The following is a 17186-nucleotide window of genomic DNA, read 5'->3' as shown; positions in this document are numbered from 1 at the left end:
TATGCTTAAACGAAGAAAATTTATTACATCTACCCTTAGTACGGCTGCAGCTAGTTTGTTGCCAATTACTATAATTAACAGTGATTTTAACACTACTAAAAATCACATATTAAAAGGTAAAAATTTAAAAAGAGGAGACACTATTGGTTTGGTTGCTCCTGGTTATGCTGTTTCTTCAGACGGACTAGAACACGCCAAAACTACACTACGCAAAATGGGTTTTATACCCTACCACACAGACCGTATTATTGGCAATTATGGTTATTTTAGTAATACTGATACAGAAAGAGCTGCAGATTTAAACGAAATGTTTGCCAACCCAAATGTAGATGGTATTTTATGTGCACGTGGTGGTTATGGCTGTACACGTATTATGCAAATGATAAATTATGACATCATTAAAAACAACCCTAAAGTTTTTATTGGTTTTAGTGATATCACAACCTTACTAAACGGATTTTATAAAGAAACTGGCTTGGTTGGTTTTCACGGCCCTGTTGGCACTACGTTAGATAACGAGTACGGAATTTCTATGCTAGAGCAACTTGTTGTTAATCCTAAAAAGAATGTTGTTATTCATAATTCTGACTTAACGGAAGAGCAAAAACAAGATACAGAATACAATAGATATGTTATTACACCGGGTAATGCAGAAGGTATTATGGTTGGCGGAAGCTTAACATTAATTAACGCTTTAATTGGCACACCGCATGAAATAGATTTTACAAATAAAATTGTATGTATTGAAGATGTAGAAGAGTCTCCTTACCGTATAGACCGTATGTTAACGCAATTAATAGAAGGCAAAACTTTTAAAAATGCAGCAGGATTAGTTCTAGGAGTTTTTGCTGGTTGTGAAACAACACACAAAACAAAAACATTTACGTTAAAAGAAGTTATTACAGATAGGTTAGAGCCTTTAAATATACCTACGGTATACGGAATGTCTTTTGGGCATATACCTGCAAATTTTACATTTCCTATTGGCGTAAATGCAAAATTAAGCACGGCCTCTATGACGCTAACCATCACAGAAAAAGCCGTGCTTTAATTTTATTATTTTTTTTAGAAGTAACTATTACTTTTTAAACTCGCTTAAAGTTTTTGTAATAATAGCAACACACTCTAACAACTGTTCTTTAGTCATTACCAATGGTGGCGCAAATCTAATAATGTTACCGTGTGTTGGTTTAGCTAGTAAACCGTTTTCTTTTAATGCCATACAAATATCCCAAGCAGTAGAACTATCTTCTGTATCGTTAATTATAATAGCATTTAATAAACCTTTACCTCTTACTAACGTAACTAAATCGCTAGTTTCTATAAATTTACCTAATTCTTCTCTAAACAACTCACCAAGAACCTGAGCGTTTTCTGCTAATTTTTCATCTCTAACAACCTCTAAAGCAGCAATACCAATTGCAGCTGCTACAGGGTTACCCCCAAATGTACTACCGTGGTTACCAGGAGTAATAACATTCATAATATCATCATTAGCTAAAACACCAGAAACTGGGTATGATCCTCCTGACAATGCTTTACCTAAAATTAAAATATCTGCTTTAACCTCTGGAGTTCCAGAACAATTTTTATCTGCACAAGTACAATTACCACAAGTAGCTAATAAACGGCCTGTACGTGCAATACCAGTTTGTACTTCATCTGCAATAAACAATACATTGTGTTTTTTACACAATTCTTTAGCTGCTGATAAATAGCCTTCACTAGGAACGTAAACGCCAGCTTCTCCTTGTATAGGCTCTACTAAAAATCCTGCAACATTTTTATTACCCTCTAATGCTGTTTGTAATGCTGCTAAATTATCGTACTCAATTTTTATAAAACCATCTGTGTATGGTCCAAAGTTTTTACGAGCAACAGGATCATTAGAAAATGATATTATTGTAGTAGTACGTCCGTGAAAGTTATTTTCACAAACTATAATTTCCGCTTCATTTTCAGGTATCCCTTTAACTTCATAAGCCCATTTTCTACATATTTTAAGTGCCGTTTCTACTGCTTCTGCACCAGTATTCATTGGCAATAACTTATCATAGTTGAATGTTTCTGTGGCAAATTTTTCAAATTTACCTAACATATCATTATAAAATGCTCTAGATGTAAGTGTTAGTGTTTGTGCTTGGTTTACCATTGCACCAACTATTTTTGGGTGACAATGACCTTGATTTACTGCAGAATAAGCAGATAAAAAATCATAGTATCTTTTACCTTCTACATCCCATACATACACACCTTCTCCTTTGTTTAATACAACAGGTAATGGGTGGTAGTTGTGTGCTCCGTGCTTTTCTTCTAATGCAATTGCGTCTGCAGATGCCGATCCTTGAATAATTGACATAATCTAATTCTTTTAAATATAAAACTTAAACGATTCCTGCTTTAAGGAGAGAAATCAACCTTATTTTTTAATGTGCTGCAAATTACAAATTGCTAACGGGGCATAAAAAAATTAAGACATTAATAATTAATTAGTCTTTAATTTATAATTCGTCAAAATAATATTGAAACTAATAAATTAAATTTAGCTGTAATTTTATTCATAATTAATAATAAGCAAGTATTTAGATAACAAATAATTCTACTATTTTTGCGCTATGCGAAGAAAAACAAAAAGAGTAGTTTTTGAGAATGTAGAAGTAGTAGATGCTGGTGCAAAAGGAAAAACTATAGGAAAAGCTCCTGACGGACGTGTTATTTTTTTAAACAACGCCGTTCCTGGTGATGTTGTAGATGTACAAACCACAAAAAAAAGAAAGGCATATTTTGAAGGTACTGCCATAAATTACCATACTTTATCTGATAAAAGAACAGAACCACAATGCGAACATTTTGGCGTTTGTGGTGGTTGCAAGTGGCAACATATGGGTTATGAGCACCAATTGTTTTACAAACAAAAAGAGGTAGAAAACAATTTAACAAGAATTGGACACTTACAATTGCCTACCATTACTCCTATTTTAGGATCTGAGAAACAATATTTTTATCGCAATAAAATGGAGTTTTCTTTTTCTGATAGTAGGTGGTTAACTTTAGACGAAGTAAAATCAGACAAAGAAATTGAAGACCGTAATGCCCTAGGATTTCATATTCCTGGTATGTGGGATAAAATTTTGGACATTAAAAAGTGTCATTTACAAGCAGACCCATCTAACGCAATTAGGTTAGAAACTAAAGAGTTTGCTACTAAAACTAATATGACATTTTTTAACCCTAGACACCATACAGGTGAGTTACGTACGTTAATGATACGTACTTCTTCTACAGGAGAAATTATGGTACTTATTCAGTTTTTTGATGATCATAAAGAAAACAGAGAAGCACTTTTAAACCACTTGGCTACTACGTTTCCAGAAATTACTGCCTTATTGTATGTAATTAACCAAAAACATAACGATACTATTTACGATCAAGACATTGTCTGTTTTGCTGGTAGAGACCATATTTTTGAAGAAATGGAAGGTCTTCAGTTTAAAATAAATCCAAAGTCTTTTTATCAAACTAACTCAGAACAAGCGTATGAGTTGTATAAAATTACTAGAGATTTTGCAGAACTTAGCGGTGATGAACTAGTATATGATTTATATACAGGTACAGGAACTATTGCTCAGTTTGTATCTAAAAAAGCAAAAAAAGTAGTTGGTATAGAGGCTGTACCAGAAGCTATAGAAGATGCTAAAGCCAATGCTAAGCATAATAAAATAGATAATACTGTTTTTTATGCAGGTGATATGAAAAAGATTTTTAATCCTGAATTTATTTCTCAAAACGGTACACCAGACGTAATTATTACAGATCCACCAAGAGAAGGTATGCACAAAGATGTAGTTGAACAAATTTTAGCTATCGCCCCTAATAAAGTGGTTTACGTAAGTTGCAACAGTGCTACGCAAGCAAGAGATTTAGAATTAATGAATGATATGTATGAGATTACTAGATTACAGGCCGTAGATATGTTTCCGCAAACGCATCACGTAGAAAATGTTGTACTTTTAAAAAAGAGGGCATAATAGTTGTTCCAAATTAAAAAGAAATCAAACTATATATTGATGAAAAAAATAGGAATATTAGCCGCAATTCTTTTGTTTACAGGCTTTACATCTTGTGAAAAAGATGATATTTGTGTAGACGGTGACACTGCTTTATTAATTATAAATTTTTATGATTTTGAAGCAGAGGAAGAAACTGAAAAAGCAGTAGCTAAACTTAGAGTTGTTGGTGAAGGACAAGATTCTCCTTTTGATAATGAAAACAACATAGACAGGACCGATTTAAAAACCATTAGTATTCCTTTGCGTATAAATGAAACCTCTACAACCTATAATTTAATCTCTAATTCTGCTGATAATGAAGATGGAGACGAAACAGGTAACACAGATACTGTAACGTTTAATTACACTACTAAAGAAGTCTATATTTCTAGAGCCTGTGGATATGTTATTCATTACAATGATTTAACAAGCACACTTACTGCAGATGCAGATAATTGGATTAAAAATGTAGAAGTAGTAGAAACCAAAGTAGAAAACATAGCCGTAACACATGTTAAAATTTATCACTAGTATTTTCCTTTTTAGTATTGTTTTTAACGGCTTTGCCCAGAGTAAAACAATTGATTTAAACAAAAAAGATACGCTTGTTTATGAGCAACCTTACGGTATACGTTTAGGGGTTGATTTAAATAGGCTTGCTCAAAATTTCTACAGAGAAGATTACAAGGGTTTAGAAATTACAGGAGATTATAGACTGTCTCAAAACCTATATGTTGCAGCAGAACTTGGTAACGAAGAAAACACCAGAGATGAGGATAATTTTAATTTTACCACTACAGGTAGCTATCTAAAACTAGGTGTAGATATAAATGTATACGATAATTGGTATGGAATGAACAACTCTATTTACATTGGAGGTAGATACGCATACAGTACATTTAAACAAAAAGTAAACAGTTATCAAATTTATGATAGTAATAGGTATTGGCAAGATGATTTTTTACCTGGTACAGAAAACTTATCTGAGTTTGATGGTTTAAATGCATCTTGGTTAGAGTTTGTTTTAGGCACTAAAGTAGAGATATTTAAAAATTTATATTTAGGCGCTAGTGTACGTTTAGGCTATTTATTAAGTAATAAAACAGCTGATGGTTTTGCTAATATATGGATACCAGGATTTAATAAAACTACAGAAGGGAGTAATTTTGGAACTGGATATAATTACAGTATTAGCTACTTAATACCATTATATAAAAGAGCTAAAAAGAAAAAGGAACCTGTGCAAACCGAAGAAGAATCTAAACCTGCAGAAGATAGCAAACCTAGAAAATCTCTAAAAAAATAGTAAACAATATAAAAAGTTATTTTTTACATAAAAAAAGGTCAAAAACATATGTTTTTGACCTTTTTTAGTATTTATATCTTTATAAAAGTTAATTAATACTAATCTACACTCTTATTAAATTTAGCCTTTTTACTACCCTCATACATAACATATTTTACAAGCCTAGATTCTAAGTGACTATTAAACACTTTTATTTTTCTAGACGGACGTAAGCCTACGTGTTTTAATGCCTCTAAGTTAGATGTTATAAACCAAGCATCTGTTCCTGGATATTTTTGTTTTAGCGTATCTCCTATGCTCGCATAAAACTCTTCCATCTCTATATTTAGTCTTTCACCATAAGGCGGATTAAACACCATATGCAAATGACCGTTGATCTCTTTTTCTGTATCAAAAAAGTTTTTACGCTCAACAGTTATATAATCATCTAAATTTGCATTTTCTACGTTGTCTTGAGCTTTTCGTACAGCAGAAGGTGCTTTATCAAAACCTTTTATTTTAAAATGAAAATCTCTTGTTTTGTTTAAACTACTATCTACAATCTTCTCAAACAAATCTTCATCAAAATCCGACCATTTTTCAAAAGCAAATTCTTTTCTATTAATATTTGCCGGTATGTTACAGGCAATCATTGCAGCTTCAGTTAAAAAAGTACCACTACCACACATAGGGTCTATAAAGTCACACTGACCATCCCAACCGCTTAACAACAAACAACCGGCTGCTAAAACTTCGTTTATTGGCGCTATATTGGTTGCCGTTCTGTAACCACGTTGGTGCAAAGATCTTCCTGATGAATCTAGAGCTACATTACAAGTATCATTCTGAATATGTATATTAAAACGTACATCTGGGAACTTAACATCTACATTTGGTCTTTCGCCTTCTGTATCTCTAAATTTATCTACAATAGCATCTTTTACTTTCTGAGACACGTATAAAGAGTGTGTAAACATATCAGACTTTATAGTTGTGTCTATAGCAAATGTGGTATCAGTTGTTAAAAACTCTCCCCAATCTATAGCGTACATTTTTCTATATAAATCTTGCTCATTATAAACCTTAAAAGAAGTTACTGGTTTTATAATTTTAATAGCTGTACGCAAGCATAAGTTTGCTTTGTACATAAAACCCTTATCTCCTTCAAAAAAGACACAACGCACGCCTTCTTTTACATTTAAAGCGCCTAAGTTGCGCAATTCTTTTGCTAAAATCTCTTCAAAACCAAATAAGGTTTTGGCTATCATTTTATAATTATCCATAGGTATATTAAAGAATACGCAAAAATACATTAATTTTGCCCCTTATTGCATTTTGTCTGCAAAATTGTATTTATATGATTTATATTTTACCTATTCTTGGGGTATTACTTAGTTTTATTTTTGTTTACGTTACCAAACCAAAAAATAAAGAAATTTTTAAATTACTACTAGCTTTTAGTGGCGCTTTTTTATTGGCTATAACTGTTTTTGAACTTTTTCCAGAGGTATACAAGCACGGACACCCAAAACAAGTTGGTGTTTTTATTATGTTAGGTATACTGCTACAAATATTTTTAGAGTTTTTTTCTAAAGGAGCAGAACACGGTCATGTACACCTAAATATTGATAAAGTTAATTTGCCTTGGATGCTTTTTATAAGTTTATCTATACATTCCTTATTAGAAGGTATGCCATTAGGACACCACCACAATCATAATTTTGTGTATGGCATACTTGTACATAAAATTCCTATTGCTATAATTTTAAGTATTTTTTTACTTAATTCTAAAATTAAATTAGCACAAGCAATATTGTTTATTACCCTATTTGCTTTTATGACTCCTTTAGGTAGTTTATTAAGTAATAATTTAACTATACTAAAAACATACCAGATACAAATAACAGCTTTGGTTATTGGGGTATTACTACATATTTCTACTGTTATTTTGTTTGAAAGTTCCGAAGGTCACAAATTTAATTTAAGAAAGTTATTAGTTATTATTTTTGGTATAGCCATTGCTTATTTTATTTAAGATATGTTTAGTAGAGAAGAATCTAAAAAATTGCGTGAAGAATTCTGGATTTCTTTTGGAAAATCGTTTCCAAGAAAATGGACTTTGTATAACACTGATATTAAAAATTTATCTTTTAAGTTCTATTTTGATAAGAAAAACGCAATGGTTACTTTAGATTTAGAACATAACGATTTAGAGAAACAAATAGATACTTGGGAAAAACTAGCCTCTTTAAAGTCTATTTTAACTTCAGATTTTTTACCCGGTGCCATTTTTAAAGATTCTTATATCTTAGATAATAAAAAAGAGATTTCTAGAATTTATGTAATTAAAGAAAATGTTAGCATACACAACAAAAACACATGGCAAGAAACTATGGTTTTTTTAAATGAAAATATGCAAAAGTTTGAAGCTTTTTTTGAAGATTATAGTGATATTATTAAATCTTAAAATAACTTTATAAAAGTGTTAGAATAAAGAAAAAATGAGAAATACTACCTGCTAACACAAACAAGTGCCAAATAAAATGATTGTAAGGTATTTTATGTATAGCATAAAATACAATACCAAAAGTATAAAACGCTCCTCCTAACATTAATAAATTTAATGCAAACGGACTTACGCTTGCTACCAAGCTACTGTAGTCTAAAACAATTAACCACCCCATTGCTAAGTAAAGCAATAGAGAAATAGCCTCAAACCTACCAGTAAAAAAAAGCTTTAAAATAATACCTAAAAGCGCAATACCCCATACAACCCAAAAAATAAGCCAACCATTACCACTTTCTAATGTTATTAACGCCACAGGTGTATATGTGCCAGCTATTAGCACATAAATACTACTATGGTCTAATATTCTATATTTTTCTTTTAAAGCTTTGGTTGTTGCTGCATGATACAACGTAGATGCTGTGTAAAGCACTATTATAGAAGCTCCATAAACTACTAAACTAAATAATGCAAATGTTGTTTTATTAGTATTAAAATAGAGCAATACAAATAAACCTACTACACCTAAAACAACTCCTATAGCGTGGGAGGCAGTGTTTAATCTTTCTTCATTCATAACAGCAATAAATTACAGTACAAAATTACCCAATACTTTTGACTCTATTAACTAAAAAAGGCGCTAAAAGCGCCTTTTAAATTTAAAATTATCTATATAGTGTAAAGTGACCAACATAACGTTGTTTTTCTTTATCATTGGCATTAACTACATACCAGTAATCTCCAGTAGGAACCTCGTTACCTTCATAAGTACCATCCCAAGAAGTAACATCATCTAACCTTGCTACTACTCTACCATACCTATCATAAATTATAATTTCTATGTCTGGAAAAAACTCTCTGTTTTTAGGTGCCCATCTATCATTTTCATTATCACCATTTGGTGTAAAGAAATTAGGAATTTCTATTTTACCAGTAAACTCAAACTCTAACTTAACCTCAACTACACAACCTTGAGCATCCTCTACACGTACAGTTACTGTTTCGTCTTCATTTAACTGATATATTGTGTTGTCTCCTTGTGAAATTCCTTGAAAGAAATATGTATATCCTCCGTACCCACCTTGGGCTAAAGCTGTTATCTCATTAGGACCAGTTTTAATTGCTGATAAAGTTAACGGATCATAAGCATCTAAAGTAAAGTCTACTGAAGTAGAACAACCATTACTATGATATATGTATACTGTGTGCGTGGTATCAGGTGCTAAATCTCCAAATACATTTTGTGTCGTTGCCAAAGCAATATCATCTACATCCAAAGAAAACATTAAATCTGACATAACACTACTATCTGCCATATCTATAGTTACTGTACTAAAAGGGAATATACCACTACAACCGTATTCAATAATTGGTGTTGCACTTAAATCTACCCCGTAATCTATATTTATAATAGCATTAGTATCACAGAAATTAGCATCTCTAATAAACACAACATACGTTTCTCCACCTGCTAGGTTATCAAAAAACAAGTTGTCATTTCTAACAAAATCTGCTGGGTCTGATGAGTTTACACTTGTTTCATAATACTCAACTCCAGTTACCGGGTCTACAAAAGGAGTTCCACCATCTATAGACAAGGTAGCTGTACCGTCTGATGCGTTAATACACAACTCTGGTGTAGTGTCTACATCTGCTACAACAAGTACTTCTGGTTCTTCTACAATAATTTCTCTTAGTATACTACAACCTACAGAATCTTGTATTAAAACAGAGTATGTACCTGGTGCTAAATCTTCGAAAGTAATTGTGTTAGGATTTTCATCTCCAACAAAAAATTCACTTAAAGTATCTGAGATAGAGAACTTAATTTCCCCTGTTCCACCTATAGCTTCAATTCTAATACTACCATCAAAATCTCCTGTACAACTAACTGGGTTAGACTCAGCTACTAATACCTCTAAAGGTGTTTTTGGCTCTATTTCTATAATATCAGATATTGCAGAACAACCTCCACTGGTAGCATATACATAATATGTACCTGGTGATAAATTTCTAAATACACCAGACTCTTGTTCTGGACTAACTATATCTGCAGCGGTTGGTACTGTAGGCACACCTCCTAAATTGTTATTAACTAAAGTATACCTGTAGTTTCCTATTCCTCCAAATGCTTCTGATCTAACAATTGCTGTTGCTTCTCCTTGACACTTAATTTGTGCATCAACTAAATCTAAAGCTACAACCAAAGGAAGTGCTTTATCCAAACCAACCTCATTAGATTGTTGCTCTGGACATCCGTTTCCGTTTTGAACATCATACTGGAATGGTCCTGGATCTACATCAATATCTGGAATAGTAATAACTACTGATATCACATCTGGACCGCCAAAGCTAACGAAAGCATCTGTTGTTCCTGACCTTCTATAAAAATACTCCATACCGGCTACTGGGTTAGTTACACTAAGACCAATTCTTCCTAAATCTCCACATCCAGGAGGTGTAATTTCCACTAGCTCCGCCTCTACTGGTTCTGGATCTATTATTGATATTTGTGGTGTTGTAAAGCTACAGTTCCACCCATCAAAAACCGTAATGGTATAAAAACCTGCTGGTAAGTTAGGGAACGTAGCAGACTCTTGTAATCCACTTGTGTTTGTAATTGTACCAGAACTATCTAATCTATTTAATTGAAATAAATACTCTTCACCGTCACCATCTAAATCTTCACCACCTGTTACATTAAATGCTCTAATTACACCATCATTTGCTCCAGGACAAAGTAAAGGTTGTACTATTTCTATATCTGAGTTTATTGCAACTGGTAAACTAAGTGTTATATCATCAAAAACAATACAACCACCATCGTCTCTTGTACTAACTCTATAATTACCCTCCGATAGGTCACTAAAAATTGGAGAAGTCCCATAAGCAACCTCAACAGTGTATGTACCTGCTGTTGCTGTTTCTTTCTCTAATTGATACTCATAAGTACCCCAACCACCATCTGCTGTTGCTGTAATTTCTCCCAATCCAGGAACCTCACAAGTAACATAAGCAGTCTGCTCTGCCATAGTTGTTAATGCCCTATCTGGTGATCTTACTGGTGCTGTATTACTAGATGTATCACAAAACGGAGTTTGTAAAGCCTCTACTCTTACAATTAAATTACCCGCAGGTAAACCTGTTATAATTTCTGGTGTTGTTATTGGTGCTGTAGTATCAAAAGAACCTGTAACACCTGTAGTTACTTCTGCTCCTGTATTATCTACTAAAAACACTTCGTAATTATAAGCGCCAGAGTAGTTGTTAACTACTATACCTATTTCACCGTCACTAGCACCAAAACAAGAAACTGGTTTAACTTCACTTATTACGGCATCTATAATATTAAAGTCCGGAACTGTTGTTGTTGGTGTAACAAATAAACACGTACCACTATCTATATCCCTTACCGCAAAAATATAATCTCCAGGAACTGTTACATCCCAAACTACACGATCTGTACCACCAGATAATTGCGCTGGTTGAGAACCAAGGGGCAAAACTTGCACCTCATAATTACCAGGACCCTGATCTATTATTATTTCTAACTGTCCTGGAGCAGAACCTGCACCTGTAGCATCACAAGTAATACCACTTAACAAATTAAAATTAAATGTTAGGTCTGTAGGCGTTAATATTGTAATAGTTTCTATAGTCTCACAACCTTTATCATCTCTTACAATAACATCAATAGTTTGGTCTACACCTCTATCAATAATTTCAAAAGTGTTTGAAGACTGAAAATTAGTACCGTCATAAAAAGGAGTACCATCATTTAAGCTATAGCTATATGAGCCATTACCTGTTGGTGTTCCTGTACCATCTCCATTATCATCTGTATAAATAGTAATGGTTGTTGTACTAAATGAATTTGCTGAAGGATTACAAGTAAAATCTGGTGCATCTACAGCTACTTGTAAAACAGTTGGTTCATCTACAACAATATCTAAAGACCTCACTGCACAACCTCTATCCGAAACTACCTCAACTTGATAAGTACCTGGTGCTAAATTTTCAAAAGTTGGATCTTCTATAGATTGTAATGGTGTTGTACTTGCCCCTACATAAATATTATATGTAAATGGTGCATCTGTAGCAGAAGCAGGATCTAACTCTACTGTTATACTACCATCATCTGCGCCATTACAAGACACATTTTCTACAACAGTATTACTTATGATTGGTGTATTAACTGTAATAATTTCTACCGTAGTAATATCAGAACATAATGGAGCTGTATTAGAGTCCAAATCTGTAACAGTAATACTATAACTACCTGGTGCTAAACCTGTAAAAACTTCTGGATCTGTATCTGTAGGCTCGTGAGTTACTGTAGTTGTACCGTCATTTAACTCATACCTAAATCTACCACTACCGCCAGTGGTTTCTACTGTTACAATACCATCTGCATTATTACATGATGGTTGTGATGAAGCACTTGCTGAGATTGAAAAGAAATCGAAAACTTCTACAATCGTACTACTTGTACAACCATTACCATCACGCACAGTTACTGTGTATGAACCTGCATTTGGCACTGTAAAGTTAGGACTATCTTGAAAACCATTACCAATATCATATTGAAAAGTAGTTTCTGGACCACCTGGTGTTGTTAAAGGCGAAGTAACATCTATAGTATAATTTGCTACGGCAACACATTGGTTAGTTACATCTACTGTTGGATCTGCCAAGGCTGGATCCATATCTACTACAACACCTGTTAATAAAGAAGTACATCCTTTACTATCTTGTATATAAACATCATATGTTCCTGGTGGTAAATCGTATACATTATTTGTTGTTAAGGCTGGTGCTGGATCTCCTGTTGGCACTACTCCAAAAGTATATACTGGCGACCCACCAACTCCACGCAACACTAACTGTCCGTTTGGATTTAAACAGTTTGCATTTGTATTACGCTCCACAACTGGTGTTGGATTATCATTTGTTATAGAAACCAAAGCACTTGCATTACAGTAATTAGCTGTACCTGTGTCTTCTGTTACTATTACTTGATAATTACCTATAGGCAAGCCTGTAAAAGTTCCAGAATGTGGAAATGTAACATTAGTTTCTGTTATAGGACCACTAATAACTGCTCCTGTATCTGTATTTGTTAAACTAATGATAATATCAGATCCGTTTGGTAAACCATCTATTACATAATCTATATCTGCATCGTCTGGCACAGAACAAGATGCTGCTGAAGATGAAGCGTCTACAGTTAATGGGTCTAGTGTTGGTAAAGGATCTATCTGTTGTATATATCTACAACCATTATCATCTACAACCTCAACAAAATATGTTATTCCATACTCAACTTGCCCTGTAAAATCGTGCGTATCTGCATCTACATTTGGAGACACTAATGTTTCACCAACCAAACCTATTAAATACGGCGCTGTTCCACCTGCAATATCTACTAAAAAAGTAAAAGCTGTAGAGCAATCTGGCCCTAGTGTTGGTACTGGAGTTATTGTTAAACTATTTTGTCTTAAATTAATTACGTCTCTGTCTTCACAAGTACTAGCATCTGTAGTTTCTACAACATAATCTCCCTCTGCTAAACCAGGGAAATTAGCTGTTGTTGCCGCTGTAGGACCAACAGTTGCTAAAACATTACCCGCTGTGTCTAATAATGTGTATGTAAATGGCGCTGTACCATTAGATACGGCTGTAACATTTATTTCTCCGTCTGCTGGAGCTACACCACAAGTTGGAGGTGTAAAATCTACTGTTGCATCTACTGCCGGTGCTGCAGGACCTACTGTAAAAGGAACTGCTATATTACAGCCTCTACTATCTCTTACATAATATGTATAATTACCTGGAGATAAATTACTAAATACAGGCTGATTTGTAAAAGTTGTGTTATCTGCACTATATTGATAAGGAGGTACACCAACTGTGGTATCTGCTATTAATTCTACACTACCTGTACTATCATCTCCACAAGTAGGATCAGTAACATTGGCAGTAGCAGCAATTGGCTCTGTAGGATTTAATGTTATTACATTTGTTTCTACTGTACAAGCCTCATTATCTGTTATTCTAAATTGATATGTTCCTTCTAAAGCAGTAGTATACACAAATGAAGCTCCTGTAAAAGGTACTGTTGCAGAGTAAGTTCCTCCATTATAACTTACTTCATAAGTTTGGTAAGGCGTATTACCGTTAGAAACATTTACTCTTATTTCTGCATCTCCGTCTCCCGGAACTAAACTACAGGTTAATTCTTTTTGTATTGCAACTGTTGTTGTTGTTTGTGGTCTAATGTTTCTACCTACTGTATCTGTACAGCCATTACCATCACGAACTTGTATTTGGTAACTACCAGGACCTGGTGCAGGAATATTTTCGGTAGCTGAACCTGCAAACCAAGCTCCTCCATTTACACGATATTCATAATTTCCGTCTCCTCCTGAAGCTGTTACATTTATAGTTGCAGCATCTGTACTATCAAAACAAAAATCTGATGCACTAGTATCTATCACTAATGACGGTGAACTTAATGGTGTTAACGTAAAATTGAATGATGTAGAACACCCTTCACTATCTTCAACAGTTAAAACATAGGCACCAGGGTAACTTAACCCTGTAAAATTAGGGTTACTTCTTGGACCTATATCTGACAATGTTCCGGGTCTTTCTAATGTATATGAATAACCTCCCCATCCACCAGATGCATTTGCTCTAATAGATCCTCTGTTATTATTATCACAACTCATTGGAGTTAGCGTAGGAGCCATTGCCAAAGCTGCTGTAGGTTCATTTATTGTTAAAGTTGCAGTTTCTACACAACTGGTCTCATCATCTGTTACAGTAATTGTGTAGCTACCAGCTGCTAAACTAGATACATTTATTAGATTATCTGTCTCTCCAGAAACAACTGGATTAGCATCAATTTGATATGAGTATGAAGATGAAAAACCGTCTACAACAAAACGTCCACGCCCATCAGAATCTCCCACACAAGTAACATTATCTTGTAATTGCGCAGTAACTTTAATAGAACTGATATCTGTAATAGCAAAACTTTCTGTGTAAGAACAGCCACCTGCATCTGTTACTCTAAATGTATAACTACCTATACCTAAACCTGTAAATATATTGTTTGTACCGTTTGATACTGGACTTGGAGCTATAATCTCATAATCTGTTATTGTTCCTCCGTCTGTAACAGCTAAAGTTACAGTTGCTGTACCTGTAGCACAGTCTATACTAGAAACAGTAAAATCTATATCTGTTGGTTTATTTAATGCCGCAAAAGTTACATCTGGCAATGTTTCTACACAACCATTACTATCTCTAACTTGTGGCGTATATGTACTTCCTTGTGATAACCCTGGAAAAACAGTGTTACCCAATACAAAGCCAGATCCAATACTATACTCATAAGGTCCTGTACCACCTGTTGCTGGTGCAAACGTAATTTCTCCTCCGTTTTCATTTCCACAACTTGGTTCTGCTGTTGTTGATGTAGATGAAATTATAGATGAAGGCGTGCCTATTGTTTGTGTTACAGGTGCTGTTGTACACACAAAAGTATCTTGCTCGTACCTAACAACAACATCATAAGAACCTGGTGCTAAACTAGAAAACACATTACTATTTTGAAAAGTTACACCATTATCATTACTATACTCTAATGCATAACCATTACTATTTGTAACGTTCACCGTTAACCTACCATTATTGGCTCCACCACAATTAGCATCATCTGCCGTTACATTAAATACTGGTGGTGGTATATTTTGTACTTCTACGGCTGCTTCTTTTGTACAACCATTTACATCTTCTACCAATATATTATAAGTACCAGCAGAACTTACTGTAAATACAACCGAACTAGCAAAAGTAGAGCTATAAGTTGTACCTGCATCTAAACTATAACGAAAAGGAGACGTTCCTCCAGATACATCTAAAGTTACATCTACACTTGTTGCTCCACAACCAAAACTATCTGTTGCAAAAGCTGTAGCTTCTATAGGATCTAAACCATTACCTATTGTTATTGGGTCACCTGCAATTTCTGTTACGGTTACATCACAATCATTAGTTTCTACTTGTACAGAGTATGTACCAGGACCTAAATTATTAAAAGTATGATTTGTATTAGCACTAGGACCAAAGGTATCTAATGTTACTCCACCTTTTAAAAGTCTATAGCTATAAAAACCTGTTGCTCCAGAAACAGATACTCCTACGTTCCCTTTTTCACCACTACAAACAATATCTGTTTTGGTTACATCTACTGTCATTGTTTCCTCTGTAATAGTAATTACTTCTGATGGAAAAATACAAGATGTTGCTGGCGCATCTTTTAACTGTGCAAACACTTGGTAATCTCCAGGTGCTGTAATATCAAAAGAAGGACTATCTTGAAAAGGTCCTGTTGAAGAATTTAAACTATACTCATACCCAGCAGGTACATTAGTAACTTCTATATTACCTGAGTTACCACAAATAATATTTTTTGATGTTATTTGAGGATCTAATGGGTTAGATGTTACTCTAAAATGATAGTAAACTCCAGAGCCTATACGTACTCTATACTCCCCTTCTACCCCTGCATCACTAGCATCTAATAAATAAGTTGGGTCATTACCTACTGTAACCCAATCTCCACTACAAGCACTGTTGTAAGTAGGGCAATCATCTGCTCCTACAAAAGAACAACCTGAACCTAATTTTTGCCATACATATGATCCCCCTGACGAACTTAATGACACAGTTCTATCATCCCCAGTACCACATAAAAAGAATTTTGCAAGTGTACTACCATCATCAGGACAAGTACTCTCTTCATTTGCTCCATTAATAATAGTTGCAAACATTACAGGTGCTGCCAGCGTATTGGCTTTTGCCTCTGTTTTAGTAGTAAACTTGGAAAAGTTTGTTTTTTCTTTGGCAGGAGTTTCTTTTTTCTCCTCCAATGTTAGTGCTTTAAATAAAGCATCATCAAAAGTTATTACGTCTGTTATAAAGTCGTAAACTTTAGGGTTAGCAATAGCGCTAGTACATACTATAAAGCCAAAAACTAATAGCATAGCACATAACGCAAGTTTTCTTTTACTTGGTTGCATAGGTTAAGTCAATTTTTGTAAAGAGTATGGCAACTTGGGGAATTGCAATAAACTCTTAGAGTAATTTTATAAAAACTTTATTTTTAAATTATTAAAACTCTTAGGTCTATATAAACGCCAAAAAATGTAAAATAGTGTCTGCTCTTATGTATTTAATCTATAAAAGCACATTATACAACAGTTAACGCCGTATTTCACAACCTTACAAGGTAAGTAATTTACTACAAAAATAACAACTATTTTTAACACTATCACTT

The 17186-nt window shown here is 33.9% G+C and carries 10 protein-coding genes; 6 read left to right on the top strand and 4 right to left on the bottom strand.

The window, feature by feature from the left end; all coding sequences use genetic code 11:
- The first annotated feature begins 1 nt into the window (after position 1).
- The gene (locus AX016_RS09750; protein ID WP_100895423.1) at positions 2 to 1051 is read left to right on the top strand and encodes a S66 peptidase family protein; all 1050 of its coding nucleotides are present in this window, start codon (positions 2 to 4) and stop codon (positions 1049 to 1051) included.
- A gap of 27 nt (positions 1052 to 1078) precedes the next feature.
- Here AX016_RS09750 and rocD read toward each other — a convergent pair whose 3' ends face one another.
- Positions 1079 to 2359, bottom strand: a complete 1281-nt coding sequence (gene rocD, locus AX016_RS09745) for an ornithine--oxo-acid transaminase (RefSeq protein WP_100895422.1) — start codon at positions 2357 to 2359, stop codon at positions 1079 to 1081.
- Positions 2360 to 2615: 256 nt separating this feature from the next.
- Here rocD and rlmD point away from each other — a divergent pair, with 256 nt between their 5' ends.
- From rlmD to AX016_RS09730, 3 genes are read left to right on the top strand one after another with little or no spacing between them, the layout of a single operon-like run.
- Entirely contained in the window at positions 2616 to 4028 is a 1413-nt protein-coding gene (rlmD, locus tag AX016_RS09740) for a 23S rRNA (uracil(1939)-C(5))-methyltransferase RlmD (RefSeq protein WP_100895421.1), read from the top strand.
- A gap of 39 nt (positions 4029 to 4067) precedes the next feature.
- Positions 4068 to 4580, top strand: a complete 513-nt coding sequence (locus AX016_RS09735) for a DUF6452 family protein (RefSeq protein WP_100895420.1) — start codon at positions 4068 to 4070, stop codon at positions 4578 to 4580.
- On the top strand, positions 4561 to 5355 hold the full coding sequence (locus AX016_RS09730; RefSeq protein WP_100895419.1) for a DUF6048 family protein: 795 nt from the start codon (positions 4561 to 4563) through the stop codon (positions 5353 to 5355). The genes AX016_RS09735 and AX016_RS09730 overlap by 20 nt, the downstream gene beginning before the upstream one ends.
- Before the next feature lie 98 nt (positions 5356 to 5453).
- Here the strand turns inward: AX016_RS09730 and AX016_RS09725 are convergent, their stop codons facing one another.
- A complete protein-coding gene (locus tag AX016_RS09725; protein WP_232732617.1) occupies positions 5454 to 6617 on the bottom strand; it encodes a THUMP domain-containing class I SAM-dependent RNA methyltransferase in 1164 nt (387 codons plus the stop codon).
- A gap of 74 nt (positions 6618 to 6691) precedes the next feature.
- Here AX016_RS09725 and AX016_RS09720 point away from each other — a divergent pair, with 74 nt between their 5' ends.
- Together AX016_RS09720 and AX016_RS09715 are read left to right on the top strand one after the other, a co-directional pair.
- Positions 6692 to 7369 carry a ZIP family metal transporter gene (locus AX016_RS09720; protein WP_100895417.1) on the top strand — a complete coding sequence of 226 codons (678 nt, stop codon included), beginning with the start codon at positions 6692 to 6694 and terminating at the stop codon, positions 7367 to 7369.
- A gap of 3 nt (positions 7370 to 7372) precedes the next feature.
- Entirely contained in the window at positions 7373 to 7801 is a 429-nt protein-coding gene (locus AX016_RS09715; RefSeq protein ID WP_100895416.1) for a DUF4268 domain-containing protein, read from the top strand.
- 7 nt (positions 7802 to 7808) lie between these two features.
- Here the strand turns inward: AX016_RS09715 and trhA are convergent, their stop codons facing one another.
- The gene (gene trhA, locus AX016_RS09710) at positions 7809 to 8417 is read right to left on the bottom strand and encodes a PAQR family membrane homeostasis protein TrhA (protein ID WP_100895415.1); all 609 of its coding nucleotides are present in this window, start codon (positions 8415 to 8417) and stop codon (positions 7809 to 7811) included.
- 88 nt (positions 8418 to 8505) lie between these two features.
- Entirely contained in the window at positions 8506 to 16929 is an 8424-nt protein-coding gene (locus AX016_RS09705; protein ID WP_100895414.1) for a T9SS type B sorting domain-containing protein, read from the bottom strand.
- Between the last annotated feature and the right edge of the window lie 257 nt (positions 16930 to 17186).

Origin of the sequence: Cellulophaga sp. RHA19 (assembly GCF_002813425.1) — a bacterium.
Lineage (GTDB): Bacteria > Bacteroidota > Bacteroidia > Flavobacteriales > Flavobacteriaceae > Cellulophaga.
This window is presented reverse-complemented; position numbering and strand designations above follow the sequence as displayed.